Origin of the sequence: Streptomyces sp. SID5643 (genome assembly GCF_009872555.1) — a bacterium.
Lineage (GTDB): Bacteria > Actinomycetota > Actinomycetes > Streptomycetales > Streptomycetaceae > Streptomyces > Streptomyces iakyrus.
Genome location: NZ_WWIC01000216.1, coordinates 13,589 through 38,276, shown reverse-complemented (window position 1 = coordinate 38,276; position 24,688 = coordinate 13,589). Strand labels below are relative to the sequence as shown.

22 protein-coding genes are annotated in these 24,688 nt (G+C 72.4%); 10 read left to right on the top strand and 12 right to left on the bottom strand.

The genetic code is table 11. The annotated features are described in order from the left end of the window. Positions 1 to 2,250, top strand: a complete 2,250-nt coding sequence (locus tag GTY56_RS24335) for a heavy metal translocating P-type ATPase (RefSeq protein WP_161367461.1) — start codon at positions 1 to 3, stop codon at positions 2,248 to 2,250. 12 nt (positions 2,251 to 2,262) lie between these two features. Here the strand turns inward: GTY56_RS24335 and GTY56_RS24330 are convergent, their stop codons facing one another. Further along, on the bottom strand, positions 2,263 to 2,919 hold the full coding sequence (locus GTY56_RS24330; protein ID WP_161367460.1) for a class I SAM-dependent methyltransferase: 657 nt from the start codon (positions 2,917 to 2,919) through the stop codon (positions 2,263 to 2,265). Between the two features lie 136 nt (positions 2,920 to 3,055). Between GTY56_RS24330 and GTY56_RS24325 the strand changes: the two genes are divergently transcribed. After that, complete coding sequence (locus tag GTY56_RS24325; protein ID WP_161367459.1) at positions 3,056 to 3,757, top strand: phosphatase PAP2 family protein; 702 nt, start codon at positions 3,056 to 3,058, stop codon at positions 3,755 to 3,757. Positions 3,758 to 3,925: 168 nt separating this feature from the next. Here GTY56_RS24325 and GTY56_RS24320 read toward each other — a convergent pair whose 3' ends face one another. Genes GTY56_RS24320 through GTY56_RS24290 form a run of 7 tightly spaced genes read right to left on the bottom strand, consistent with a single transcriptional unit; the run spans position 3,926 to position 10,499 of the window. Beyond that, entirely contained in the window at positions 3,926 to 4,564 is a 639-nt protein-coding gene (locus tag GTY56_RS24320) for a hypothetical protein (RefSeq protein WP_161367458.1), read from the bottom strand. A 5-nt stretch (positions 4,565 to 4,569) separates the two neighbouring features. Continuing rightward, the gene (locus GTY56_RS24315) at positions 4,570 to 5,430 is read right to left on the bottom strand and encodes an ABC transporter permease subunit (protein ID WP_161367457.1); all 861 of its coding nucleotides are present in this window, start codon (positions 5,428 to 5,430) and stop codon (positions 4,570 to 4,572) included. Next, the gene (locus tag GTY56_RS24310; RefSeq protein WP_161367456.1) at positions 5,427 to 6,365 is read right to left on the bottom strand and encodes a carbohydrate ABC transporter permease; all 939 of its coding nucleotides are present in this window, start codon (positions 6,363 to 6,365) and stop codon (positions 5,427 to 5,429) included. The genes GTY56_RS24315 and GTY56_RS24310 overlap by 4 nt, the downstream gene beginning before the upstream one ends. After that, a complete protein-coding gene (locus GTY56_RS24305; protein ID WP_161367455.1) occupies positions 6,362 to 7,645 on the bottom strand; it encodes an ABC transporter substrate-binding protein in 1,284 nt (427 codons plus the stop codon). The genes GTY56_RS24310 and GTY56_RS24305 overlap by 4 nt, the downstream gene beginning before the upstream one ends. Before the next feature lie 60 nt (positions 7,646 to 7,705). Further along, positions 7,706 to 8,470, bottom strand: a complete 765-nt coding sequence (locus tag GTY56_RS24300; RefSeq protein ID WP_161367454.1) for a cupin domain-containing protein — start codon at positions 8,468 to 8,470, stop codon at positions 7,706 to 7,708. Continuing rightward, on the bottom strand, positions 8,464 to 9,387 hold the full coding sequence (locus GTY56_RS24295) for a DUF6807 domain-containing protein (protein ID WP_161367453.1): 924 nt from the start codon (positions 9,385 to 9,387) through the stop codon (positions 8,464 to 8,466). The genes GTY56_RS24300 and GTY56_RS24295 overlap by 7 nt, the downstream gene beginning before the upstream one ends. Continuing rightward, positions 9,384 to 10,499, bottom strand: coding sequence for a Gfo/Idh/MocA family protein (locus tag GTY56_RS24290; protein ID WP_161367452.1), 1,116 nt, complete (start codon positions 10,497 to 10,499; stop codon positions 9,384 to 9,386). The genes GTY56_RS24295 and GTY56_RS24290 overlap by 4 nt, the downstream gene beginning before the upstream one ends. A gap of 338 nt (positions 10,500 to 10,837) precedes the next feature. Between GTY56_RS24290 and GTY56_RS24285 the strand changes: the two genes are divergently transcribed. Further along, on the top strand, positions 10,838 to 12,514 hold the full coding sequence (locus GTY56_RS24285; RefSeq protein WP_346345560.1) for an alpha/beta hydrolase: 1,677 nt from the start codon (positions 10,838 to 10,840) through the stop codon (positions 12,512 to 12,514). Here the strand turns inward: GTY56_RS24285 and GTY56_RS24280 are convergent. Beyond that, positions 12,457 to 12,948, bottom strand: a complete 492-nt coding sequence (locus tag GTY56_RS24280; RefSeq protein WP_161367450.1) for a hemerythrin domain-containing protein — start codon at positions 12,946 to 12,948, stop codon at positions 12,457 to 12,459. The two genes, GTY56_RS24285 and GTY56_RS24280, sit on opposite strands and share 58 nt — an antisense overlap. 93 nt (positions 12,949 to 13,041) lie before the next feature. Next, on the bottom strand, positions 13,042 to 13,212 hold the full coding sequence (locus GTY56_RS24275) for a DUF5670 family protein (protein ID WP_161367449.1): 171 nt from the start codon (positions 13,210 to 13,212) through the stop codon (positions 13,042 to 13,044). Between the two features lie 232 nt (positions 13,213 to 13,444). On the opposite strand from GTY56_RS24275, the gene GTY56_RS24270 reads away from it, so the two are divergent. Continuing rightward, on the top strand, positions 13,445 to 14,743 hold the full coding sequence (locus GTY56_RS24270) for a PQQ-binding-like beta-propeller repeat protein (RefSeq protein WP_161367448.1): 1,299 nt from the start codon (positions 13,445 to 13,447) through the stop codon (positions 14,741 to 14,743). A 95-nt stretch (positions 14,744 to 14,838) separates the two neighbouring features. Here GTY56_RS24270 and GTY56_RS24265 read toward each other — a convergent pair whose 3' ends face one another. Beyond that, complete coding sequence (locus GTY56_RS24265) at positions 14,839 to 16,737, bottom strand: CASTOR/POLLUX-related putative ion channel (RefSeq protein WP_161367447.1); 1,899 nt, start codon at positions 16,735 to 16,737, stop codon at positions 14,839 to 14,841. Between the two features lie 288 nt (positions 16,738 to 17,025). Here GTY56_RS24265 and lgoX point away from each other — a divergent pair, with 288 nt between their 5' ends. The 4 genes from lgoX to GTY56_RS24245 all read left to right on the top strand — a co-directional run bounded on the left by lgoX (position 17,026) and on the right by GTY56_RS24245 (position 22,269). Next, a complete protein-coding gene (gene lgoX, locus GTY56_RS24260) occupies positions 17,026 to 19,038 on the top strand; it encodes an L-glutamate oxidase LgoX (protein WP_161367446.1) in 2,013 nt (670 codons plus the stop codon). A gap of 213 nt (positions 19,039 to 19,251) precedes the next feature. Further along, a complete protein-coding gene (locus GTY56_RS24255; protein ID WP_161367485.1) occupies positions 19,252 to 20,235 on the top strand; it encodes a tripartite tricarboxylate transporter substrate-binding protein in 984 nt (327 codons plus the stop codon). Next, the gene (locus GTY56_RS24250; RefSeq protein ID WP_161367445.1) at positions 20,232 to 20,771 is read left to right on the top strand and encodes a tripartite tricarboxylate transporter TctB family protein; all 540 of its coding nucleotides are present in this window, start codon (positions 20,232 to 20,234) and stop codon (positions 20,769 to 20,771) included. The genes GTY56_RS24255 and GTY56_RS24250 overlap by 4 nt, the downstream gene beginning before the upstream one ends. A gap of 1 nt (position 20,772) precedes the next feature. After that, entirely contained in the window at positions 20,773 to 22,269 is a 1,497-nt protein-coding gene (locus GTY56_RS24245) for a tripartite tricarboxylate transporter permease (RefSeq protein WP_161367444.1), read from the top strand. Between the two features lie 5 nt (positions 22,270 to 22,274). Here the strand turns inward: GTY56_RS24245 and GTY56_RS24240 are convergent, their stop codons facing one another. Then, on the bottom strand, positions 22,275 to 22,520 hold the full coding sequence (locus tag GTY56_RS24240; protein ID WP_161367443.1) for a T-complex 10 C-terminal domain-containing protein: 246 nt from the start codon (positions 22,518 to 22,520) through the stop codon (positions 22,275 to 22,277). Positions 22,521 to 22,692: 172 nt separating this feature from the next. Here GTY56_RS24240 and GTY56_RS24235 point away from each other — a divergent pair, with 172 nt between their 5' ends. Both GTY56_RS24235 and GTY56_RS24230 read left to right on the top strand, forming a co-directional pair. After that, the gene (locus GTY56_RS24235; protein ID WP_161367442.1) at positions 22,693 to 23,406 is read left to right on the top strand and encodes a VOC family protein; all 714 of its coding nucleotides are present in this window, start codon (positions 22,693 to 22,695) and stop codon (positions 23,404 to 23,406) included. Positions 23,407 to 23,562: 156 nt separating this feature from the next. Next, positions 23,563 to 24,672, top strand: a complete 1,110-nt coding sequence (locus tag GTY56_RS24230) for a GDSL-type esterase/lipase family protein (RefSeq protein ID WP_161367441.1) — start codon at positions 23,563 to 23,565, stop codon at positions 24,670 to 24,672. Positions 24,673 to 24,688 lie beyond the last annotated feature (16 nt).

Here is a 24,688-nt window from a genome sequence, read left to right as displayed (position 1 = left end):
ATGAGCACGGGTACGACGACCGGCACGAACGCCGAGGTGGAGCTCGTCATCGGCGGCATGACCTGCGCCTCCTGCGCGGCGCGCGTCGAGAAGAAGCTCAACCGCATGGACGGGGTCACCGCCACCGTCAACTACGCGACCGAGAAGGCGAAGGTCAGCTATTCCGGCGGCGTCTCCGTCGGCGACCTCGTCGCCACCGTCGAGGCGACCGGGTACACCGCGCAGGAGCCCGCACCCCCCGCGGAGGCGACCGACGAGGCTCCTGCGACCGACGAGCTGCGGCCGCTGCGCGAGCGCCTGGTCACGGCCGTGGTGCTGTCGGTCCCCGTGGTGGCCATGGCCATGATTCCGGCGTTGCAGTTCGAGTACTGGCAGTGGCTGTCGCTCACCCTGGCGGCGCCGGTCGTGACGTACGCGGCGTGGCCCTTCCACAAGGCGGCGTTCACCAACGCGCGGCACGGGGCGGCCACCATGGACACCCTGATCTCGGTGGGCACCTCGGCAGCGTTCCTGTGGTCGCTGTGGGCGCTGTTCCTCGGCACCGCGGGGACGCCGGGCATGACGCACCCCTTCGAGCTGACCATCGAGCGGACGGACGGCGCCGGGAACATCTACCTGGAAGCCGCCGCCGGCGTGACCGCCTTCATCCTGGCCGGGCGCTACTTCGAGGCCCGTGCCAAGCGCAAGGCGGGTGCGGCGCTGCGGGCGCTGCTGGAGCTGGGCGCGAAGGACGTCACGGTGCTGCGGGACGACGATCGTGAAGAGACCGTTCCCGTCACGGACTTGAAGGCCGGCGACCGCTTCCTGGTCCGGCCCGGCGAGAAGATCGCGACGGACGGGACGGTCGTCGAGGGATCCTCCGCCGTGGACGCCTCGATGCTCACCGGTGAATCCGTGCCCGTGGAGGTCGGCTCGGGCGACCCGGTCACGGGCGCCACGATCAACGTCGGCGGGCGGCTCGTCGTACGGGCCACGCGCGTGGGCGCCGACACACAACTGGCCCGGATGGCCCGGCTCGTGGAGGACGCGCAGAACGGCAAGGCCGCGGCGCAGCGGCTCGCGGACCGGATCTCCGCCGTGTTCGTGCCGGTGGTGATCGCCCTCGCGCTGGGCACGCTGGGCTTCTGGATGGGCAATGGCGCCGGGCTGACGGCCGCCTTCACCGCGGCGGTCGCCGTCCTCGTCATCGCCTGCCCGTGCGCCCTGGGTCTTGCCACGCCGACCGCGCTGATGGTGGGCACCGGGCGGGGCGCCCAGCTGGGCATCCTCATCAAGGGCCCGGAGGTCCTGGAGTCCACGCGCCGGGTCGACACCGTCGTCCTGGACAAGACCGGCACGGTCACGACCGGCCGTATGACCCTGCTGGCCGTGCACACCGCCGAGGGCACGGACGAGGCCGAAGTGCTGCGACTGGCCGGGGCGTTGGAGCACTCCTCGGAGCACCCGATCGCCCGGGCCGTCGCCGACGGGGCGCTGGAGAAGCTGGGTGCGCTGCCGACGCCCGAGGACTTCGCCAATGTGGCCGGGCTCGGTGTGCAGGGCGTCGTCGAGGGCCACGCGGTGCTCGTCGGCCGGGAGCGGCTGCTGGCCGACTGGGCGATGGGGCTTCCCGAGGAGCTGGCCCGGGCCCGGGCCACGGCCGAGGAGGCCGGGCGCACGGCCATCGCGGTCGCCTGGGACGGTGCGGCGCGTGCGGTGCTGGAGGTGGCCGACGCGGTCAAGGACACGAGCGCGGAGGCGGTCGGCCGGCTGCGGGCGCTCGGGCTCACGCCGATCCTGCTGACCGGGGACAACGAGGCGGTGGCCCGGTCGGTCGCCCGGGAGGTGGGCATCGAGGAGGTCATCGCCGAGGTGCTCCCGCAGGACAAGGTCGACGTCGTGAAGCGGCTGCAGTCCGAGGGCCGGTCGGTGGCGATGGTCGGTGACGGCGTGAACGACGCGGCGGCCCTCGCCCAGGCCGATCTGGGCCTCGCCCTGGGCACCGGCACGGACGCCGCGATCGAGGCCGGCGACCTGACCCTCGTCCGTGGCGACCTGCGGGCCGCGGCGGACGCCATCCGGCTCGCCCGCCGCACGCTCGGCACCATCCGCTCGAACCTGTTCTGGGCCTTCGCCTACAACGTGGCGGCACTGCCACTGGCCGCGGCCGGCCTGCTCACCCCGATGATCGCCGGGGCGGCCATGGCGTTCTCGTCGGTCTTCGTGGTCGGCAACTCGCTGCGGCTGCGCACCTTCCGGGCCGCCGGCTGAGGCGTCGTCGGGTCACCGGCGGCGCCACACCAGCGTGTAGCGCCAGAGCAGACGGCGGCGCAGACGGACGCCGGGGAGGACCGCCCGGGCCTCGCGCGCGATCTCGGTGAAGGACAGGTCCGCCGGACGGGTGCGGGCGGTCATCGAGACCGGGCGGGGCACCGGGCGGCCCCGGCTCTTCAGCAGGGCCATGACGACGTTGAGCGGGACCGACACGATGCCGAGCAGATGGTCGACGGGCGTCCGCTCCCGGGCCACGCCGACGATCACCAGGGTGCCACCGGGCGCCAGATGGTCGCGGAAAGTCCTGAGCGCCTGTTCGAAGGGCAGATGGTGGACGGCGGCGACGCAGGTGATGACGTTGTACGGCCGCTCGCCCAGCCCGGTCAGCGCGTCGGCCGCCGTGTACGTCACCGGGGCCGTCGCCGGAGTCAGTTCCCGCGCCCGGGCCGTGATCTCCGGGTCGGCGTCGATGCCGTGCACGCGCTGCGCCCGGCGGGCCAGCAGCCGGGTCAGGTCACCGGTGCCGCAACCCACATCCAGGGCACTGCCCACCCGCTCGGGGAGCCGGCGCAGGATCCAGGGGTGGAAGTGGGCGTTGTGGTCCCAGGGGCGGGCGGCGTGGAAACGATCCAGCGCGCGCAGGAGCCGGCGGGGCAGAGGTGACATGTGCTCAGTGTGGCGGCTCACGGGGGTGGCCGTCCGCCGTCCGGGCACTCGGGAGGTACCGGCTCGCAGGGGCGCCGAGCGTGCGCCGGGCGTGAGCCGGTACCTTGCTGGGGAAGGCCACTGCGGGGAGAAGCACATGACCGATCCGACGATCACAGACGCGGACGCCCCCCGTCCGCTCCGAACCGCCCGGGAGTCCGAGGGCGGGGCCGGCCGGCTCCTGAGCGCCGTGTTCGGCGACCTCAGGGCCGTGGACGGCGCCCTGTACGCGGCGGTGGCCGCCACCCCCACGCCGACCCTGGACCGGACGCTGCGCCACCTGTCCCACGCGGCCGATCACTCCAAGATCTCGTTCGGGATCGCCGCGGTCCTGGCCCTGAGCGGGAAGCGGCCGCGCAAGGCCGCCCTGGCCGGCGTCGGCGCGATCGCCGTGGCATCGGCCTCCGCCAATCTGCTCGGCAAGCGCCTGGTGCGCCGGGCGCGGCCCGACCGGGAGGCAGCGCGGGTGACGGTGGACCGGCACGTCAAGATGCCGACCTCGGCCTCGTTCCCGTCGGGGCACACGGCGTCGGCGGTCGCCTTCGCCACCGCCGTCGGCGTGGTCATGCCGCCCGCGGCGGTACCGCTCGGGGCGCTGGCGAGCGCCGTCGGCTACTCACGCGTCCACACCGGCGTGCACTACCCGGGCGACGTGGCAGCGGGTGCGGTCCTCGGCATCGCGAGCGCGGCGGCGGCCCTGGCGGCGGCAGCGGCCACCCCTTCGGCGAAGACGCAGGCCCTTCTCGCGGCAGCCCGTTCCTGGCCGCGGATCAGCATCGGCGGGCTCGTACGCGACTGAGGCCGGATTCAGCTGGTGTCGATGCGGTGCGACCCCCTCGCTCGGCGTCGCTGACCCGGACACGTGCTCGGGGGCGGCCGTGCAGTGTCGTCAGCTGCGGTTCCGGACGGCGCGGGGCTCGTGCCCCGCGCCCGGGGGACATGCGCTGACACGCCGTCGACCGAAGGCTCACAGCCCGGCAGCGCCTCCCGGCCTTTCCGGAGCCGGAGTCGGCTGGGCAGGAAGCCGCGCGGCGGACCGGCGTACGTCGACGGCGGTGAGCGCCAGGGCCAGCGGCCCGGGCACAAGGAAGGCCAGCGGCAGCAGCATCCAGGCGCACAGTGCGGCCGTCGCCACGGCGAGCAGGACCAGACCGCTGCCGCCCACGTCCGTGACGGCGTCCCGGCCCGCCCCGCGCACCGCCGCCCGCCAGTCGGTGAGCGACTCGGGGCGACCGCAGGCCCGCAGGCCGATCACCGCAGCGCACGCGCCGATCGCTGCGGCGGCCACCGCGAACAGCGACGCCCCCGGCAGCCCGGCCCCGGCCAGCGCCAGGTCGGCGGCGAGCAGCAGCAGGCCCGCGAGGGCAACGGCCCCCGCCACCAGGTCACCCGCGCGCAACCGCCGCCGCAGCAGGGCGACGTACCGCCCCGCCGTGACGGGTTGGTCCTGCCCGCCCCCGCGCAGCACGGCACACGCCGTCGACAGCGCGGCCGGGACCGTGACCAGGGGCAGACAGGCCACTGCCGTGGCGAGTCCGACGCTCAGCACGTCGGCGAACAGGGTCATGCGCGGGCCGAACACCTCGCCCGTCTCACGTGTCGGCATCCCGCTCACCCCTTGACTCCGGAGCTGGCCATGCCCTCCACCAGGAAACGCTGGAAGGCGAGGAAGAACAGCACGATCGGCAGCAGCGCGATCACCGACAGGGCGAACATCGGGCCGAACGCGGAGGTGCTGGAGGCGTCCACGAAGGAGCGCAGCGCCAGGGTGAGGGTGAACTTGTCCGGGTCGAAGAGGTAGATGAGCTGGGTGAAGAAGTCGTTCCAGGTCCAGATGAACGTGAAGATGGCGGTGGTGATCAGGGCCGGCCGGGTGAGCGGCAGCACGACCTGGAAGAAGCTGCGGAAAGGCCCGCAGCCGTCGATGCGGGCCGCCTCCTCCAGCTCGCGCGGCAGCCCGCGCATGAACTGCACGATGAGGAAGACGAAGAACGCCTCGGTGGCGAGGAACTTCGGCAGGATCAGCGGCCAGTAGGTGTTCACCAGACCGAGCTGGTTGAAGATGATGTACTGCGGGATCAGCACCGCGTGGTGCGGCAGCATGATCGTGGCGATCATGAAGGCGAACAGCGGCCCGCGGAGGCGGAACCTGAGGCGCGCGAAGGCGTAGGCGGCGAGCGAGCAGCTGATGACGTTGCCGAGAACCGCGCCGCCCGCGATGAGCAGGGAGTTGCCGAGCAGCCGCCAGATGGAGACGTCGTTCACGCCGTCGAGCGCGGTCTTGTAGTTCGACCACTCCAGGTGACCGGGAAGCAGGTCGAGGCTGGCGATGACCTCGTCGGCGGGCTTGAGCGAGGTGGCCAGCAGCCAGGCCAGCGGGTACAGCATGACGAGCAGGGCGGCCAGGCAGCCCACGTGCAGGGCGAGGCGGCCCCACCGGACGGGCTTGCGGGCAACGGCAGGTGAGGTCACCGGTCCCCCTCGGAGGCGTAGAAGACCCAGGAGCGCGAGGTGCGGAACAGCACCGCCGTGACGACGCCGATCACGAGGAGCAGCACCCAGGCCATGGCGGAGGCGTAGCCCATGTGGGAGGCGACGAAGCCGCGGTCGTAGAGGTACATGGTGTAGACGAGGGTCGAGTCGGCCGGTCCGCCCTTGCCCGCGCTGACGGCGAAGGCGGGGGTGAACACCTGGAAGGCCTGGATGGTCTGGAGGACCAGGTTGAAGAAGAGCACCGGGGACAGCATCGGCACCGTGACGGACAGGAACTGCCGCCACTTCCCGGCCCCGTCGACGGCTGCCGCCTCGTAGAGCTCGGCGGGTATCTGCTGGAGCCCGGCGAGGAAGATGACCATCGGGGCGCCGAACTGCCACACCGTCAGCAGGGCCACGGCCAGCAGTGCCCAGCCGGGCTGGTTGACCCAGCCGCCGGTGCCGAGCAGGTTGTCGACGGTGCCGCCGTCATTGAAGACCGCCCGCCACACGAGCGCGATGGACATCGACGCGCCCAGCAGGGAGGGCGCGTAGAACGCTGAGCGGTAGAAGCCCTTGCCGCGCTTCATGCCCTTCAGGGCGAGGGCGACGACCAGGGCGAGCGCGAGTTGCAGCGGCACGGCGACGAGGACGTACGTCAGGGTCGTCACCACCGAGCGCCAGTAGCGCGGGTCCTCGGTGAACATCTGCACGTAGTTGCGCAGGCCCACCCACTGCGGCGGGGTGAACAGGTCGTAGTCGGTGAACGACAGGTACAGCGACACGGCCATCGGCAGGAGTGTCAGGACGATCGCGCCGAGCACCCAGGGTGAGAGGAACACCCAGGCGGCGCCCTCGCGTTCGCGCTTGGGGCCGCGCTTCGGGGCGGTGGCCGGGGCGCGCCTCGCCTCCGGGGGGATCGCGGTGGTGGTCATGACCTCAGCTCCGCCTTCGCCTCGGTGACGTAGTTCTCGGCCGCCTCGCGGGGCGACATGCGCTCGTAGGACACCTGGTCGTAGTCGCGCTGGAAGGTGCTCTGCAGGGCGTTGTCGCCCGAGGGCGGGGCCTGGGGCGGGTCCTTGAGCTTGCCCTCCAGGGACGCCTGGAAGGTGGCGATGGTCTTGTCGAAGTCCTTGAGCTGGGGGCCCGTCTCGGCGCGGATCGTCTCGTTGACGGGGATGCCACGGCTCGCGCCGAGGATCTTCGCGGCCTCCCGGTCGTTGATCATGAAGTCGACGAGCCGGGCCGCCTCCTTCGGGTGGCCGGTGCCGGCCGAGACGCCCAGGAACATGGACGGCTTGAAGTACTGGCCGGGTGTGCCGTCCTCGCCGGACGGCATGGGCGCGAGGGCGACGCCGGTCGGTATCAGGGCGACGAAGCCGCTCGCCGGTGCGTCCCAGTTGGCGTCGGTGACGGACGTGCCGCGTCCGAGCGGGGTGTTCTCCACGGAGCCGTCGAGCTGGGTGGTCTGCTCGGCGGGCGAGACGGCGCCCTCGCGGCGCAGCTCGTCGGTGAAGGTCCACCAGCGGGTGAGGTCGGCGGCGGTGAAGCCGAGCCCGCCGTCCTTCGTGTAGAGGGCCTTGCCCTGGCCGCGCAGCCAGACCTCGAAGGCGTCCTCGCTCTGGCCGGGGTCGGTCGCCCCTGGCTTGCCCGTCTTCTTCGCGAGGGCCCGCATGGTGTCGGCCCACTGGCTCCACGTCCAGCTCGCGCCGGGCAGCGGGACACCTGACTTCTTCCAGGTCCGGACGTCGTAGGCGACGGTCTCGGTGCCGCGGCCCTGGGGGATCGCGTACTGGACGTCGTCGACGCGGCCGGTGGCGAGCAGGCCCGGGTCGATCTCGGAGGTGCGCAGGACCGACTTCTGTCGCGCGAGGTCGAGCAGGACTCCGCCGGAGGCGTACTGGTCGATCTGGCGGTAGTCCAGCTGCATCACGTCCGGGGCGTCACCGCCGGCGGCCTGGGTGGCGAGCTTCTGCTTGTAGGCGTCGTAGCCGGAGAACGACGTCGTCACGTCGACGTTCGGGTGCTGTTGCTCGAACAACGCGACGGCCCGTTCGGTGCGTTCCGCGCGGTCGGGGTTGCCCCACCACGTGTAGCGCAGCACCACCTTGCCGCCGTCTGCGGACTCCCCGGATCCTCCGCAGCCCGCCAGCACGGCACACAGTGCCAGTGCGACGGCCGACGCGCAGAACCCCTTTGTCCTGTTTCCGGGCATGCCGAGATCACTCCTCTCGATACGGAGTTTCGGTTGAGCCCCCCTCAGGTCCTCCTGCTGCTACTCCCCCTGGTAGGGCAGCGTGGTGCCCGGCAGCGCGTACTCGTCACGCCGGCCGCACATGCCGAAGCCGCCGAGTCGGGTGGGCGCGGCCTCGTGGGCGGCGGCCTCGCCGAGGTGGGCGGGATCACCTGCGGCCAGGGCGTCGAGCTGGGCGCCGGTGCGCTCCGCGGTGGCCAGGGCGCCCTCCCGCCACAGCTTCCGCCACGTGGGCACCTTGTCGCGGACGAGCCGGGCGGCGGCGCTCTGGAATTCCAGGTACGGGCCGTTGTCGCCGGCCACGAGGGCCTCGCGCAGCCCCAGGTAGCCCTCGACGGCCAGGTCCCTGCGGCGCCGCGCGGCCGCAGCCGTCTCCGGCCCGGTGCCGGGCGGCAGAGCAGCCGCCGCCGCGTACCGGTCGGGGTCGGCGAGCACCTCGGGCGGGAAGGTGAACACGGCGTCCCCGGCCTCGGGGAGGCCGCTGTTCTGCATCAGCACGGTGATGCGCAGATCGCCGCCCTGCACCATGCGGTGCACGGTGCCCGGCGTGAACCAGGCGATCGAGCCGGTTTCGAGGGGGATGTCCCGGTAGCCGCCGGGGCTCAGCGTCTGGACGGCGCCCCGGCCGCCGGTGACGACGTACGCCTCCGTGCACACCAGGTGCAGGTGCGGGCTGCCGCCGCAGACGCCGTCGACGGCCTCCCAGTCGTAGGCGCTGAGGTGCGACAGGCCGATCGCGCCGGGCAGCGGGTGCGGGAGTCCGGCCTGCGCGGGTTCGCTCACCACGCCAGGCCCTCCAGGTGGGTGCCGACCCGGTCGCGGTCCCAGGCGCCGTCGGCGACCACCAGCCGGTAGCGGTAGGCGAAGGACTCGCCCGGCGGCAGCTCGAACTCTTCGAAGAAGGCCCAGGAGAACGCGACCGTGGGGAACGGCTCGGAGCGGACGAACCAGTGCGACTCGTGGATCGCGGACGTCCCGTCGAGGTTCTCGGGCGCGTGCGCGAAGACCAGGGTGGAGTGGCCGTCGACGTCGTCGTGCTCGGTGGTGAAGGCGAGCCAGGGGCCCTGGGTGCCCATCAGCTTGCCCGCGTCGGCGTCGGTGTCCGGGGCGAAGACCGTGCCGCCGGTGAAGTCGCGCGGGCCGCGCCACTGGAGTCCGGTGTAGCCGGCCATCTCGCGGCCCGCGGTCGTCGGGGAGCCGAAGACCAGCGGCCGGGAACGGGTGTTGGTGAGGCGGATCGACCAGTCCAGGGCCCAGGAACCGGCCTCCTCGTCCACCGAGTGGACGGTCAGGCCGCGCACCTCGCGCGCCCACTCCTCGCCGCCGTTCTCGATCCAGGTGAGGTTCTCGGTGAAGGCGAGGCGGTCGTCCTCGACGGTGAGGTCCGCGAAGCCGTCGTGCCGCATCGAGCCGACGCGCTCGGGCAGGGGGAGGTAGCCCTGGCCGTGGACGTAGCAGTTGCCGCCCCAGAAGTTCTGGCCGGACAGATGGCTCGCGGTCATCTGCAGGCCCTTGTGCCAGCGGTGGTCGTTCGGGCGGTAGCCGGTGACCGTGCGGCCCGAGAGGGTGCGCACCGGGTGGGCGTAGGGCTTGCGGGCCTCGAAGGGGTCCGGGTCGGGGCGGTAGACGTAGCGGAGGATCTCCGTGCCGCCTGCGGTGACGGCGATGTCCTCGCCGTGCGTGTGGGTGACGCGGATGGTCATGCGCGCTCCTTGGGGGCCCAGTCGGGGTACTCGCCGTGCATGGCCTCGTAGAAGGGGTCACCGGGGCCGATCTCCCCCGCGTGCACCGAGCTGCCGGTGAACGCCGCCTTGTACAGGGCGGCGGCGAACTCCAGGGTGGCGCGGGCGTCGCGGCCGCTGCCCGGGGGCCGGGTGCCGTCGTCGTAGGCGTCGAGGAGCGTGCCCAGCTGGGCGGTGTGCGAGCTGGGCACGTCGGCCGCCGGGGTGCGCCAGGCCGTGGCGCGCTCGGAGGCCACGTGCGGGGCCGGGGTGTAGGCCCAGCTGTCGTTGCCGTGGCCGTACAGGTGGGTGAGCTCGACCGTGGCGTCCGCGCAGTCGATGCGGATGCGGCTCACCTCGTCCGGGGAGAGCACGCTGTTGACGACGGTCGCGAGGGCGCCGCTGCGGAACCGCACCAGGGCGGTGGAGACGTCCTCGCTCTCGGTGTCGTGGACCAGGCGCGCGGCCATGGCCCGGATCTCCTCCCATTCGCCGAGCAGGTGCAGGAGGAGGTCGTACTGGTGGATGCCGTGGCCCATGGTCGGGCCGCCGCCCTCGCTGGCCCACTTCCCGCGCCACGGCACCGCGTAGTAGGCGGCGTCCCGGTGCCAGGTCGTCTGGCAGTGCGCGACCAGCGGGGCACCCAGTGCGCCGCTCGTGATCAGCTCGCGGGCGTGCACGGCACCGGAGCCGTAGCGGTGCTGGAAGACGACCGCCGCGTACGCGCCGGAGGCCTCCTCGGCGGCGGCGATCTCGTCGTACTCGGCGAGCGACAGGGTCAGCGGCTTCTCGCACAGCACCCAGGCGCCCGCCTTCAGTGCGGCCACCGTCTGGCTCCGGTGCAGGGAGGGCGGCGTCCCGATCAGGACGAGGTCGGGGCGTACGGCGTCCAGCATGGCGTCCATCGAGGTGTACCCGGCGACCTGCTCACCGGCCAGCTCGCGGAAGGCGTCGAGGCGCTCCTGGTCCACGTCGACGGCGGCCACCAGTTCCACCCGGTCGGAGTGGGCCCGCAGCGCCGGCAGATGGCTGCCGCTGACGATGGCTCCGGTGCCGACGACGGCCACGCGGCGGCGGGTGGGGGACAAGGACATGCGGCGCTCCTCGGACAGCCTGCGGACATGCGCTTGGAAAGCGCTTGCACTCGAAGGGACCCTAGGCGCGAGCGAATGTCTGGACAACCCCCCTGCGGCGACCTGCACAAGGTCTGCCCGAGCATTGTCCCAGCTTGGGGCGGAGTTTCGGCTGGCCACCCCCGCCATGGAAACGGCATTCCCCCGCTTCGCCGCTGGGGGTGGCCCCACCACGAACCGGCTGCCTGCCGGAGTGATCGGACGGCGGGCCGTCCCTACCGTTCTGTCGCACAGCACCCCTCGGCGGCATGTTCCTGCCGGCCCGCCGAGGGGACACCGGCCGCAGAAAGGATCCCCACGTGTTATGCCGCTTCCCGGGAACCGCGAGAAGAGCCGTCCTCGCCCTGACGACCGCCGCACTGGCCGTCACCGCACTGCCCGCCACGGCCGAGGCGGCCCCGGACCCTCTCGCCCGCTACCACCGGCAGCACCTCACCTGGAAGAGCTGCCTGCTCGGGCCTGACGACACCACCGGCAAGGAACTGGCGCAGGCGGGCGCCCGCTGCGCCGACGTGACCGTACCGCTGGACTACTCCGACCCGGACGGCCGGACGATCACCGTGGCCGTGTCCCGGATCCGCGCCACGGACACCGCCCGCCGCGTCGGTCCCCTGCTCCTCAACGGCGGCGGCCCCGGCGGACCCTCGCTCGGCGATCCGCCCTGGGTGCGCGCTGCGATGAAGGACGTGGCCGCGCGGTACGACGTGGTGGGCGTCGACCCCCGTTTCATCGGCCGCAGCACCCCGCTGGACTGCCGCTGGCCGACCGGATCGGCATGGCGCGGTGCGGGTGAGGACCGGGCCGGCTTCGACCGCACGGCGGCCTTCTCGAAGGACCTCGCCGACCGCTGCCGCGCCCACGCGGGCGACGCACTCCCGCACGCCACGACCCGCAACACCGCCCGCGACATGGACGTCGTCCGGGCCGCGCTCGGCGAGCGGCGGATCTCCTACCTGGGCTACTCGTACGGCAGTTACCTCGGCGAGGTGTACGCCTCGATGTTCCCGGGCCGCACGGACCGGGTCGTGCTGGACGGCGTCATCGATCCGGACCGCTACAACACCCGGCTCCTGCGGGGCACCGAACCGGCCAACCGCCACGCCCTGAGGGGCTGGGCCTCCTGGGCAGCCGCCCGCGACACGGCCTACGGGCTGGGCCGTACGCGCGGCGAGGTGCTGGCGACGGTGGAGCGGATCCGGGCCATCGCGGCCCGCACCCCGCTGCGGCTCGGCGAGCACCGGCTGGACGAGCACGTCATGCCACTCGTCGCTTTCAACGGCCTCTCTCAGCACAACGACGCCGCCTACGGGGACTTCGCCCAAGGCGTGCGGGACATGCTGCGGGCCGCGCGCGGGGAGCGGGTGACGCCGTCGCCGTGGCTCGCCGGGGTGCTGGAGTTCATGCTGACCGGCACCGACTCCCCCTATGGCAGCGCGCAGACGGCGATCATCTGCGGCGACAACGCCGCGCCGCGTGATCCCGGGAGCTACTGGCGCGACGTCCAGCGCACCCGTGCCGGGGACCCGCTGTTCGCGCCCGTCACCAACAACATCAACCCGTGCGCCTTCTGGGACCGGCCGCGCGAGCGGCCCACCAGGATCCGGGGCGATCTGCCGGCGCTCCTCGTGAACGCCACCGGGGACCCGCGCACCTCCCACGACGGCGCCGAGGCCGTGCGCGCGATGTGGCCCTCCTCGCGTCTGGTCACCCTGGACGGGGCCGACCAGCACGCGGTGTACGGGGTGTACGGGTCGGCGTGTGCCGACGCCGCGGTCAACGCGTACCTCGCCACGGGGCGGCTGCCGGCACGGGACATCGGCTGCGCGGCACGCGACACCCCCTTAGGGGCGTCCGCGACAGCAACCGGCCCTGATGGTCACCGCCCGCGGGCGGTGACCATCAGGGCCGGCATGCCGGTTCAGGACTCGACGAGCTTGCGCACGTTCTCCACGGAGCCGCAACCGGCCTTCAGCTGACGCTCACGCTCCTGCCGGAACGCCCGGCCGAGCTCCTCCCGCCGCTCCATGGCGACGTTCTCCCGAGCGCCGTTGAGGATGGTGCGCTCCTCCTCGTCGGCGTGGTGGGTGACGGCCTCCACCAGCTCTTCGAGCTTGGAGTCCCACTCGTCGGAGCCGACCTCCTCGACCTGGAGGAGCGCCAGGAGGGCCTCGTTGCCCTCGTCGTGCTCGTGCTCGCCGTGCTCGACCTCTTCGTCATCGATGTTCTTGTACCGCTTCAGCGCCGGATAGACCTCGGCCTCCTCGGCCTGCGCGTGCGCGATCAGCAGGTCCGCGAACTCCCGCAGGGCACCTGCGCGGTCGTCCTCGACGCTGCGCATCCGACGGAAGAGGTCTTCCATGCGGCGGTGGTCCTGAAGGATGAGTTCTACGACGTCTTGCGTATCGGCCATGGAAAAGGAACGCCTTTCCTGGAAGAGAACCGGGCCATTTTCGTCTACCCCATTCCTGACGTTTCGCTCGCCGCGAGGCGGCGATTCGCCGGTCTACCAGCGATACCAGCGGCCTCGGCGGCCACCACTGTCCGCGGTGCGCAGCACGAAGCCGAGCAGCCACAGGACCAGCACGATCACCGCGATCCACCACAGGGCCTTCAGTGCGAAGCCCGCACCGAACAGGACCAGGGCCAGCAGCAGGACGAGAAGCAGGGGAACCATGGTTATCAACCTCCGCTCCCTCTGGTGCCCTGCACATAGACGAACACACAGTCGAATTTCCATGTTTCTTCACAAGAATCACGGGCATGTGAATCGCTTGTGCCGGGCGGGGCGCCATGGATCAAACGCGTCCCAAGTTCCCCTCGTCGCAGGGGAGTTGTTCTCCATTCCTCGGGTATGCGGAGCGGCGGCCGGTGCACCGGCCCACATCTTCGACCCGAGGGGGGTTTCCATGGGCACTTCCGCGAGGCGCGTCCGGGCGAGATCGAGCTGCGTGGTGGCGACGGCGCTGGCGGTCCTGGCCGTCGGCGCCGGTCCCGGCGGCGCGGCCACTCGGGCACCCGCGGCCGACCCGGCCCCCAGGGCCGCTGCGGCGGTCGCCGGAGCGAAGGCCAGGGCCATCACGGGCCCGGTGGACGCCACACTGGGCTACCGCGCCAACGCCCGCCACGACAGCTTCGTCACCGGGGCCACGGCCGCCCCGCCGTTCACCAAGGCCTGGTCGGTCGACCTGGGCTCGGCGGTCTCCGCACCGGTGGCGGTCGGCGGGAAGGTCTTCGTGGTGGTCAACGCCGTCGAGGAGGAGGAGAGCGGCGGCCCGCGCATGGAACTCGTGGGCCTGGACGCGGCCACCGGCAAGAGGCTGTGGCCCCAGCGGCTGATCGCCGACAACGACCCCAAGGCCACCCTGGCCTATGGCGGCGGCCTCCTCTACACCCAGACCGGCAGGGGCGTCGTGACCGCCTGGGACCCCGCGACGGGCGGACAGCGGTGGAGCCGCAGCATCGGCTCCGGCTCCTGCGAGTATCCGCCGGCGTGGTACGATGGCACGCTGTACACCCAGGACGGACGGGGCACGGCGATGGCGCTCCGGCCGAGCGACGGAGCCGAGCTGTGGCGTGCTCCGCTCGTCGACTGGGGATGGTCGCCGGTGGTCGTCGACGACCTCGGCGTGTGGTTCGGCTTCGACAACGCCTCGTACCAGCTCCTGGACCGGCGCACCGGCCGTGAGCTGCGCCGCTACGACGTACCCGACCTGCTCGCGCTCGGCGGCAACCCGATCGCGCGCGGCGCCGGGGCGCTGTGGCTGCGCAGCGACGACGCCGACGACGAGCGGACCGTGGCTTACGACCAGAAGACCGGTGCCGTCCTGCGTTCCTTCCCCGCCGACGCCACTCCCGCGTTCGGTCCGGGCCGGGTGTACGTGGCCCACCGGGGCGTCGTGAAGGCGATCAGTACGACGACGTACAAGACGTCCTGGAGCTACCGCAGCCCGCGTGGGGCCGCGACCGTCCGGCTGGTCGCGGGCGGGTACGTCTACGTCCAGGACGGCAACGGCAAGCTGGTGGTCCTGACCGAGCGCACCGGCGCCGTGGTCTGGTCCTACCGGCTGTGGGCCGAGCCGCACCCGATGGAGAACGTACTCGCGGAGGAGGACTGGCGCGGCTGGGTCAACCCCGGCCTCGCGACCCAGGGAGGCCGCGTGTTCGCGCCCGCCCAGGACGGCGTCCTGACGGCGTTCGCGGACTGACCCGTCCGGGAGGGGCGCCGGGTGCCCGCACGGGGGACCCGGCGCCCCGAGCAGGCCGCCGCTCGCGTTCGCGCGTCGTAACCCCCGGCCCTCCTTCAGTCCGTCCCCACGACGATCACTTCGTCGGCGGCCGTCCAACGGCGGCGCTCGGACTTGGGCGGGTTGACCCGCACGCCGTAACCCGGACTCGTGGAGGCGTCGTCGTGGCTCCGGTAGCCGATGGCGCATTCGCCGCGCTCGCGTGCCGCGGCCACGACGGTGGCGAAGGCCGTCTCGCACCCGGGCAGCACGTAGTCACCGGCCGGCCTCAGGCGAATGCCGGTGCCGTCGGCCGAGAACAGCTCCTCGAAGACCGCTGCGAGCCGCCGGTTCTGGGAGATCTGTGCCATGAGCAGGCCGATGAGCTTGCCGCTGATGATCACGTCCGCTCCCGGCCCGAGCGGCGCCAGCGCACGGTTGCGGTCGTCCACCAGTTCGGTGACGACGGGTAGTTCACGCCCGGACGCCTCCTCCATCTGCCGCAGCAACAGCAGGGTGACGAGCGTGCGGTTGTCGGGTTGGTCCGGGGGCTGGCCGGGGGCGGGATCCTCGCCCACGACGATCACGCTGTCGTAGGAGTGCACGTCCAGACGCCGGAGGGTCTCGGGGCGGGTGACGTCCCCCGGGTGGAGGGTGAGGGTCAGGCCGGTGCCGTCGGGCGCTCGGGCCTCGCGCACCTGCCGGACCGTGGCTTCACCGCCGTCCGCCACCACGTCGACGACCGACCCGGGCCGGGCGCGGCGGCGCAGCTGCTCGACCATGAGGGGCGCCCGGCGGTTCCAGCCGAGCAGCAGGACCCGCTCGGGTCGGGTGGGCGTCGCGGGTCCGGACGCCATCGCCGCCTTCTCGACCCAGTGCCCGCACTCCCCCGGCCAGGCGGTGTCGTCGTCGCGGGAGATGACGATGAGCAGATCGTCCGCGGCGACCATCGTCTGCGGCGGCGGGTTGAGCAGCGGGGTGTCGCCGTGCACCAGGCCGACGACACTGGACGTCGGATAGGACAGCAGCGCGTCGCCGAACGGGCGGCCTGTCAGGGACTCCTCGCCGACCAGGTAGAACTCGTCGCCGGCGAAGTCGAGGAGTTCCTGGTGGACCAGGGAGAGCCCGGGGCGGCGGGCGGCCTGGACGATCAGCCTTGCCGTGACGGCGTCGCTCTCCAGGACGACACCGCCCGGGCCGGCGGCGAGGCCGGCGGCCAGCCGGTAGCGGTCGTCCCGGACGGCGGCGACGACGGGTGGTCGGTTCTCCACCCCGGCCAGGGCCGCGCGCAGCGCCAGCAGCGTCTTGACGACCTCGGCATCGGCGTCCGGCTCGTCACGGGGCAGGACCAGCACGACACCGGCCGTCGCCGGACTGGTCAGGGTGAGGACGGCCGGGTCGGTGGTGGGGCCGCTGCGGCAGATCAGCCGCGTCCGCCCGACAGGTCCCACCTTGGTGGCGAGTGCCTCCTCCATCGCGGTCTTGTCGCGGTCGGCCAGCACCGCGACCGCCGCGCGCCGCTGGTTGGCGTTGGCGGCCACCAGCTCGCCGACCACCGTGAACACCTGCTCCGACCAGCCCAGGACCACGACATGCCCTTGTTCGAGCACGGTCGACCGGCCGCGCCGCAAGGCGGTGAGCCGCTCCGTGAGCGCCGTCGTGATCAGGCCGACCAGGGTCGAGACGTACAGCAGCGCCACCAGGGCGAGCAGCACCGACATCGTCACGCGCAGCGGCGTGCCGGTCGCCCCGCCCAGGCGCAGGGTCTCCCCGGTGAGACGCCACACCTGTACCAGCCGGCCCGGCAGGGACTGCGGAGCGTGCGGGTCGGTCCACACCACAACGGCGCTGGCCGGGACGACGACGGTCAGACACAGCAGTGCCATCCAGCCGACCAGGGCCGAGGCACCGCGGGTCAGCGTGCTGTCGAACCAGTAACGGGCCCGGTCGCCCAACGGAGTGCGCCGTTGCGCCACCCTTCCCCCTTCGTCGTACCCGGCTCCCGTGCGGCCGGTCGGCGCCGTGTGCGCGGTGCGCCGGGCGGGACGGCGGGAGAGCAAGGTCGTGGATACGCAGTCGCAGTGTGGAGGCTCGCTCAAGGCGGCGGACGCGGTTCGCCGCGCTTTCATCCCTTCGGGTTCGCCGGGCACGTGGTGGGCGGCGGATCCGCTGCGCCGGGAGGGTTTTGCCCCTGATTCGCTCCTTAGGGGCAACGACCGGGCGAACGGCGGCGGCCCGTCGCGGCCGCCGTTACAAAGATCGACATGACTGATGATCACGCGGTGGTGCGCTCTGACGGTGGTTTCTCCCGGCGGGAGTTCGCGGCGGTGGCCGGCACGGCCACGGTGGCGACGGCCCTGGCCGGCGGTACCGCCACGGCCCTGCCCGCGCCGGCCGCGCCGCTCGCCCCGGCCGCTCCCGGCGGCAGCCGCGGCGCCGACTCCGACCGGTGCCTCGCCGTCGCCCGTGCCCTGCTCGTGCTGGATTCCGACGACCGCCCCCTCGTTCCGCGCTACGTGCGCGTCCTGAAAGACGGACTGCCGGCGCGGCGGACCCGTCCCAAGGACGTCCTCGTCATCGGCGCCGGTCCGTCCGGGCTGGTGGCCGCCTGGCTGCTGAAGGAGGCGGGGCACCGGGTCACGGTCCTGGAGGCCAACGGCAACCGGGCCGGCGGCCGCATCAAGACCTTCCGCAAGGGCGGCCACGAAGGCGCCGGGCAGCCCTTCGCGGATCCCCGCCAGTACGCCGAGGCGGGTGCGATGCGCATCCCCGGCAGCCATCCGCTGGTGATGGAACTCATCGACCGGTTCGACCTGAAGAAGCGGCGCTTCCACTACGTCGACGTCGACGGGGAGGGCCGTCCCGCCGCGCGCACCTGGATCCACGTCAACGGCATCCGCGTGCGGCGCGCCGACTACGCCCGCTCCCCCCGGCGCGTGAACCGGTCCTTCGGTGTCCCGAAGGCCCACTGGGACACCCCCGCCGCTGCGATCCTGCGTGCCGCGCTGGATCCCGTGCGCGACGAGTTCAGCTACGTCGGCCGGGACGGCAAGCGGGTCGACAAACCGCTGCCGGAGCGGCTGCGGGGCTGGGCGCGGGTGGTGAAGCGGTTCGGCGACTGGTCGATGTTCCGCTTCCTCACCGAGCACGCGGGGCTCGACGAGCGGACCGTCGACCTGATCGGCACCCTGGAGAACCTCACCTCACGTCTCCCGCTGTCCTTCATCCACAGCTTCATCGGCTCCTCCCTCATCAGCCCCGACACGCCCTTCTACGAGCTGGAGGGCGGCACGGCCGTGCTGCCGGACGCCCTGCTCGAACGCGTACGCAAGGAGGTGCGGTTCGACCGCCGGGTGACGCGCATCCAGTACCACCACCCCGACCGGCCGTCCGCGGACGGCGGGCACGTGCGGAGCAAGGGCCCGCACGTGTGGGTGGACACCGTGTCCGAGGGGCGCGACGGCCCGGTCGTGCGTGAGCAGTTCACGGCCGACGTCGCCGTGGTGACGGTGCCGTTCTCCGGGCTGCGCCATGTGCAGATCGACCCGCCGCTGTCCTACCGCAAGCGCCGCGCGGTCTGCGAGCTGCACTACGACAGCGCGACCAAGGTGCTGCTCGAGTTCAGCCGCCGCTGGTGGGAGTTCGACGAGGACGACTGGAAGCGCGAGCTGAAGGCCGTCGACCCGAACCTGTACGACGCCTACCGCACCGGCAAGGCCCCCGCGGACGGCAGCCTGCTCGGCGCGCACCCCTCGGTGCCCGGCGGGCACATCACGCAGGCCCAGCGCACCCACTACGCCGCGAACCGCGCGATCGGCCGCGACCAGCCGGAGGCCGCCGGTGTCGTGGGCGGCGGCTCGGTGTCGGACAACGCCAACCGCTTCATGTTCAACCCGTCCCACCCGGTCCCGGGCAGTGCGGGGGGTGTGGTCCTGGCGTCCTACAGCTGGGCCGACGACGCCCTGCGCTGGGACTCCCTGGACGACGAGGCGCGGTATCCGCACGCGCTGTGCGGTCTGCAACAGGTCTACGGCCGGCGCATCGAAGTGTTCTACACCGGCGCCGGACGGACCCAGAGCTGGCTGCGCGACCCGTACGCCTACGGGGAGGCGTCGGTGCTGCTGCCCGGGCAGCACACGGAGCTGTTGCCCGTCATCGCCGGGCGTGAGGGGCCGCTGCACTTCGCCGGGGACCACACGTCCGTCAAACCGGCGTGGATCGAGGGCGCGTTGGAGTCGGCCGTGCGGGCCGCCCTGGAGGTCCACACGGATCAGTGACCGAGGACCGAGGGGCCCCGGCGCGCACGCGCCGGGGCCCCTGTGCGTCCGGCCCCCGCCTGGCGGCGCTTCCTGCGACCGCAATGACCAAAACCTCCGTTGCTTCCGGAAGGCAGACAGCCTGCCGGAGCCCGGGCACCATGTGGCCCACGTCACCCTCCCCCACAGGGCGTATCCCTACCCGCATCGACGTACCGACAGGTGGTGGCACTCGTGCGCCTGCGCACCCCCCTCGCCCTGCTCGGGGCCGCCGTGCTCGTGCTCGTCGGACCGCCGCTGCTGACCACCGGCAGCGGCTCCGAGACCGGCACACAGATCCCGGGCCTGCGTTTCATGGTCCCCAACACGCCCGGCGGCGGCTACGACATCACGGCCCGCACGGCCGCGAAGAATGCCGAGGACGCCGGACTCACCCACAACATCGAGGTGTTCAACCTGCCCGGCGCCGGCGGCACGGTGGGTCTGAGCCGGCTGGTGAGCGAACACGGCAACGGCAAGCTCGCCATGTCCATGGGCCTCGGAGTCGTGGGCGCCGTCCGTTCCAACGACGCGCCGAAGACGCTCGGCGACACCACGCCGATCGCCCGGCTCACCGAGGAGCAGGATGTGGTCGTCGTGGCGAAGGACTCGCCGTACAAGACGATCGACGACCTGATCGGCGCCTGGAAGGAGAACCCCGGCAAGCTGCCGGTGGGCGGCGGCTCGTCGCCCGGCGGGCCCGACCACCTCGCGCCGATGCTGATGGCCCGCGCCGCCGGGATCCCTCCCAAGCAGGTCAACTACATCCCCTTCGACGGCGGCGGCGAACTGCTCGCCTCGATCCTCGGCAACAAGGTCGCCTTCGGGGTCTCCGGGGTCGGCGAGTACCTGGACCAGATCAAGGCGGGCGAGCTGCGCCTGCTCGCCGTCACCGGCCCGAAGCGCGTCGACGGGCTCGACGCTCCCACGCTGAAGGAGGCGGGCTACGACGTGAACTTCACCAACTGGCGCGGCATCGTCGCCCCGCCCGGCCTGAACGACGGGGAGCGCGACAAGCTCGTGAGGCTCGTCGAGGAGCTCCACGACTCGGACGAGTGGCGCACGTCGCTGGAGCAGAACGGGTGGGACGACGCCTTCCTCACCGGTGAGAAGTTCGGCGCGTTCCTCGACGCCGAGGACAAGCGCGTGGTTTCGGTGCTGAAGGAGCTGGGACTGTGACGACGCAGACCGACATTCCCCCCGCCGAGACCGGCGGCGCACGGCACTCGTGGCTGCGGGAGCACTCCGAACTCGGCGTGTGCGCCCTGCTGCTGGCCCTGGGCGTCCTCGTCCTGACCGACGCGCTCACCATGGACGTCGACATCGCCCAGCGCGGCCCGGTCGGCCCGAAGACCGTGCCGATCGTGGTCGGCGCCGGCCTGCTGGTCATCGCCGCCCTGCTCGCCCTGGACGTGCTGCGGGGCGGCCGGGGCCAGGCCGAGGGCGGTGAGGACATCGACCTGTCCGAGCCCGCCGACTGGCGCACCGTGCTGCTGCTCGCCGGGGTGTTCCTCGGCGCGGCCGTGCTGATCGAACCGCTCGGCTTCCCCATCGCGGGCGCCCTGCTCTTCTGGGGTGCGGCCTACGCGCTGGGCAGCCGCAGGATCGACCGCGACCCGATCATCGCGGCCGGGCTCTCCCTCGTCACCTACACCGTCTTCAACAACCTGCTCGGAGTGCCCCTGCCCGGCGGTCCGCTGATGGGAGTGCTGTGACATGGATGCCTTCAACTCCCTTCTGGACGGCTTCGGTACGGCCCTCACCCCGGTCAACCTCCTGTGGGCCGTCATCGGTGTGCTGCTCGGCACGGCGATCGGCGTGCTGCCGGGCATCGGCCCGGCGATGGCGGTCGCGCTGCTGCTGCCGGTGACGTACGGGCTCGACCCGATCGGCGCGTTCATCATGTTCGCCGGCATCTACTACGGCGCGATGTTCGGCGGCTCGACCACCTCCATCCTGCTCAACACGCCCGGGGAGAGCGCGGCGGTGGTGGCGGCCATGGAGGGCAACCCCATGGCCAAGTCCGGGCGCGGGGCCCAGGCCCTGGCGGCGGCCGCCGTCGGGCACTTCGCGGGCGGCCTGATCGGCACGCTGCTGCTGGTGGCGCTCGCGCCGACGGTCGCGAAGCTGGCCGTGGACATCGGCGCGCCGGACTACTTCGCCATCATGGTGCTGGCGTTCATCGCGGTGACGTCGGTGCTGGGCTCGTCCCGCATCCGGGGGCTCGCCTCCCTCCTGATCGGCCTCACCCTGGGGCTGGTGGGCCTGGACCAGATGACCGGCCAGCAACGCCTGACGTTCGGTTCGCTGCAACTGGCCGACGGCATCGACGTGGTGATCGTCGCGGTCGGTCTCTTCGCGATCGGCGAGGCCCTGTGGGTGGCGGCGCACCTGCGGCGCAGACCGCCGGAGCCGATCCCGGTGGGGCGTCCCTGGCTCGGACGCGACGACGTGAACCGGACCTGGAAGTCATGGCTGCGCGGCCCGTTCATCGGCTTCCCGTTCGGCGCGATCCCGGCCGGCGGCGCGGAGATCCCGACCTTCCTGTCGTACGTGACGGAGAAGCGTCTGTCGAAGCACAAGGACGAGTGGGGCAAGGGTGCCATCGAGGGCGTCGCGGGCCCGGAGTCGGCGGCGTCGGCCTCGGCGGCGGGCACCCTGGTGTCGATGCTGACCCTGGGCCTGCCGACCACGGCGGTCGCGGCCGTGATGCTGGCCGCGTTCCAGCAGTACGGCATCCAGCCCGGCCCGCTCCTGTTCGAGCGCGAACCCGACCTGGTGTGGGGCCTGATCGCCTCGCTCTTCGTCGGCATGGTGCTGCTGCTCGCGCTGAACCTGCCGCTGGCGCCGGTGTGGGCGAAGCTGCTGCGCATCCCCCGGCCCTACCTGTACGCGGGGATCATGTTCTTCGCCGCGGTCGGCGCCTACGCGGTCGGCGGTGAGGTGATCGACCTGGTGATCCTGCTGATCATCGGCCTGATCGGCTTCGGGATGCGCCGCTACGGGCTGCCCGTGCTGCCCGCCGTGATCGGTGTGATCCTCGGCCCGAACGCCGAGCAGCAGTTGCGGCGCGCCCTGCAGATCAGCGACGGCAGTGTGACGGGGCTGGTCAACACGCCGTTCGCGGTGACCGTGTACGTGGTGATCGTGCTGCTGCTGGTGTGGCCGTTGCTGAAGAAGGCGGTGACGCGGGGCCGCGCCGAGGCGGCCTGACCCGGTCAACGCGGCACCCGCTCCCGGGTGCCGTCCGGGAAGCGGATCTCCACCCCACCGGACCCGGCGACCCGTACGCGCGTTCCTGAACCTCGCGCGTACGGGTCGCCGTTCGTCGTCCGGCCGCCGCTCGTCTCCGGGCCGCCGTCTCCCTCCAGGCCGCCGTTCACCGCCAAATCGGCGTGGTGGCCGGAGGCGTCGGCGCCGACCGCGTGGACCACCGCCGCCCCGGCGTCCCGCCACCCGTGCACTCCGACGATCGTGCCGGTCAACCCGTCCGCGCGGTGTAGGCGCACTTCCCACGGGCCGTGTTCCGGCCAACGGGCGGGCGTTCTCCCACGGCACGTCGGCGCGCCGCCGAAACTCCCTTGCGAGGCCGTCCGGGAGCGCGGTACCCAGCATCGGGACGACAAGGAGCACAGGATGACGACCCGTCTGGGATCTTTGAACGAGTTCTGCTGGATGGACATCAAGACCCGCGACCCGGCCGGTACCGCCGCCCTCCTGTCCAGGACGCTGGGCTGGCGCTTCGCCGTGGACGAGAAGGACTGGCGCAAGGCCACCAGGGTCTCCGTCGAAGGCTGTCCGATCGGCGGCGTCAGCGACTTGGCGAACCCGGTCTACCCGTCGGGAACGCCCGCCCACGTCGCCTATTACCTCGCGGTCGACGACGTCGATCGCCGTACCGCAGCGGCGACGGCCCAAGGCGCTCGCCTTGTCGTTCCGCCTTTCGACGCGGGCGATCAGGGCCGCATCGCGACACTGATCGACCCGGTGGGTGCCGCCTTCTCCCTTTGGCAGCGGCACCAATTCCCCGGCTGGAGGTTCCCGCCCCGCCTTGCGGGTTCTCCGCACCGCATGGTCCTGATCTGCGATCAGCCCGACCAAGCCCGGCACTTCTACGAGGAGACCACCGGAACCTCCCTGACATGCGCCGACTTCATCACCGCGGGGGGCGCCGGGGCATCCGGCCCACGGTGGGAACTCGTGGTCGCCGTCGACGATCCGGGCAGCGTCGTCCGCGCACACGACGACGGCCGGGCTTCGGTGACCTGGCCCGAGGAGACCGGTGGCCGCCTGGGGCGGTGGAGCAGCCCGGAGGGACTGTCCTTCCTGGTGCGCCCCCGGGAGCAGTGACTCGATCACCGGCCGCACCTGCGAGGGGTCCGCTGTCGGCAAACCCCTTCGGATTCCCCGGGCCGCTCCATGAACACCGCACCTCTTGACGCGTCAGTGACAAGGATGGCTTGATGAGGTGGGAGCGCTCCCACCTCATCAAGGGAAGGGACCACCATGCACAGAACCCCCCACTCGGCCCCGTACTTACCCGTCATGCCGGTGCTCGGCCTGCTGGCCGCCCTGCTCCTCCCCCTCGGCATGACGTTCGCCCCGGGTGCGCTGGCCGCGTCCACGGCGGACCCCGTGCGCGTCATGCCGCTCGGCGACTCGATCACCGGTTCGCCGGGCTGCTGGCGGGCCGTGCTGTGGAACCGGCTCGTCAACGGCGGGTACGAGGACGTCGACTTCGTCGGCACCCTCCCCCCGCAGGGCTGCGGACAGGCGCACGACGGGGACAACGAGGGGCACGGCGGCGAACTGGTCACCAACGTCGCCGACCAGAACCTGCTGCCCGGCAGGCTGGCCTCCACCCGCCCGGACATCGTTGTCATGCACTTCGGCACGAACGACGTGTGGAGCAGCATCGCCCCCGACCGTATCCTCGCCGCCTACACCAGGCTCGTGACGCAGATGAGGGCCTCCAACCCGGACATGCGGATTCTCGTCGCACAGCTCATCCCCATGAACCCGAGCAGTTGCGCCGGCTGCGCGCAGCGGGTCGTCGACTTCAACGCGCGGATCCCCGGCTGGGCCCGGGCTACCGGCACCGAGCGCTCCCCCGTCACCGTGGTCGACCAGTGGACCGGATTCAGCACGGCCGCCGACACCTACGACGGCGTGCACCCCAACGCCTCCGGCGACGACAAGATCGCCGCCCGCTGGTTCCCGGCCCTGTCGGCGGTGCTCGACGCCGGCGTCCCGCAGGACCCGGGTGATCCGGGTGACCCGGGCGAGGACCCCGCGGCCTGCACCGCGCGTTTCCGGGCCGTCTCCTCCTGGCAGGGCGGCTACCAGGGCGAGGTGACGGTGACGAACACGTCGGCCTCCGCCGTCCGCGGCTGGGCCGCGACCGTCGTACCGGCGAACGGAGCGCGTCTCACCCAGCTCTGGAACGGCAGCCTCTCCACGGCCGCCGACGGTACGGCCACCGTCCGGAACGCGACGTGGAACGGCACCCTCGCTCCCGGCGCGAGCGCCACCTTCGGCTTCGTCGCCACCACCCCGGCAACGGCCGGCACCCCGGCGGCGAACGTCACCTGCACGGGGACGGCACCGGCCGCATGACAGCCACGCCGGACCG

Bases quoted from the DNA above. Each gene is read 5' to 3' on its own strand.
- GTY56_RS24335 (WP_161367461.1), top strand. From the start codon at position 1: ATGAGCACGGGTACGACGACCGGCACGAACGCCGAGGTGGAGCTCGTC.
- GTY56_RS24330 (WP_161367460.1), bottom strand. From the start codon at position 2,919: ATGTCACCTCTGCCCCGCCGGCTCCTGCGCGCGCTGGATCGTTTCCAC.
- GTY56_RS24325 (WP_161367459.1), top strand. From the start codon at position 3,056: ATGACCGATCCGACGATCACAGACGCGGACGCCCCCCGTCCGCTCCGA.
- GTY56_RS24320 (WP_161367458.1), bottom strand. From the start codon at position 4,564: ATGCCGACACGTGAGACGGGCGAGGTGTTCGGCCCGCGCATGACCCTG.
- GTY56_RS24310 (WP_161367456.1), bottom strand. From the start codon at position 6,365: ATGACCACCACCGCGATCCCCCCGGAGGCGAGGCGCGCCCCGGCCACC.
- GTY56_RS24305 (WP_161367455.1), bottom strand. From the start codon at position 7,645: ATGCCCGGAAACAGGACAAAGGGGTTCTGCGCGTCGGCCGTCGCACTG.
- GTY56_RS24295 (WP_161367453.1), bottom strand. From the start codon at position 9,387: ATGACCATCCGCGTCACCCACACGCACGGCGAGGACATCGCCGTCACC.
- GTY56_RS24290 (WP_161367452.1), bottom strand. From the start codon at position 10,499: ATGTCCTTGTCCCCCACCCGCCGCCGCGTGGCCGTCGTCGGCACCGGA.
- GTY56_RS24280 (WP_161367450.1), bottom strand. From the start codon at position 12,948: ATGGCCGATACGCAAGACGTCGTAGAACTCATCCTTCAGGACCACCGC.
- GTY56_RS24275 (WP_161367449.1), bottom strand. From the start codon at position 13,212: ATGGTTCCCCTGCTTCTCGTCCTGCTGCTGGCCCTGGTCCTGTTCGGT.
- GTY56_RS24270 (WP_161367448.1), top strand. From the start codon at position 13,445: ATGGGCACTTCCGCGAGGCGCGTCCGGGCGAGATCGAGCTGCGTGGTG.
- lgoX (WP_161367446.1), top strand. From the start codon at position 17,026: ATGACTGATGATCACGCGGTGGTGCGCTCTGACGGTGGTTTCTCCCGG.
- GTY56_RS24245 (WP_161367444.1), top strand. From the start codon at position 20,773: ATGGATGCCTTCAACTCCCTTCTGGACGGCTTCGGTACGGCCCTCACC.
- GTY56_RS24235 (WP_161367442.1), top strand. From the start codon at position 22,693: ATGACGACCCGTCTGGGATCTTTGAACGAGTTCTGCTGGATGGACATC.
- GTY56_RS24230 (WP_161367441.1), top strand. From the start codon at position 23,563: ATGCACAGAACCCCCCACTCGGCCCCGTACTTACCCGTCATGCCGGTG.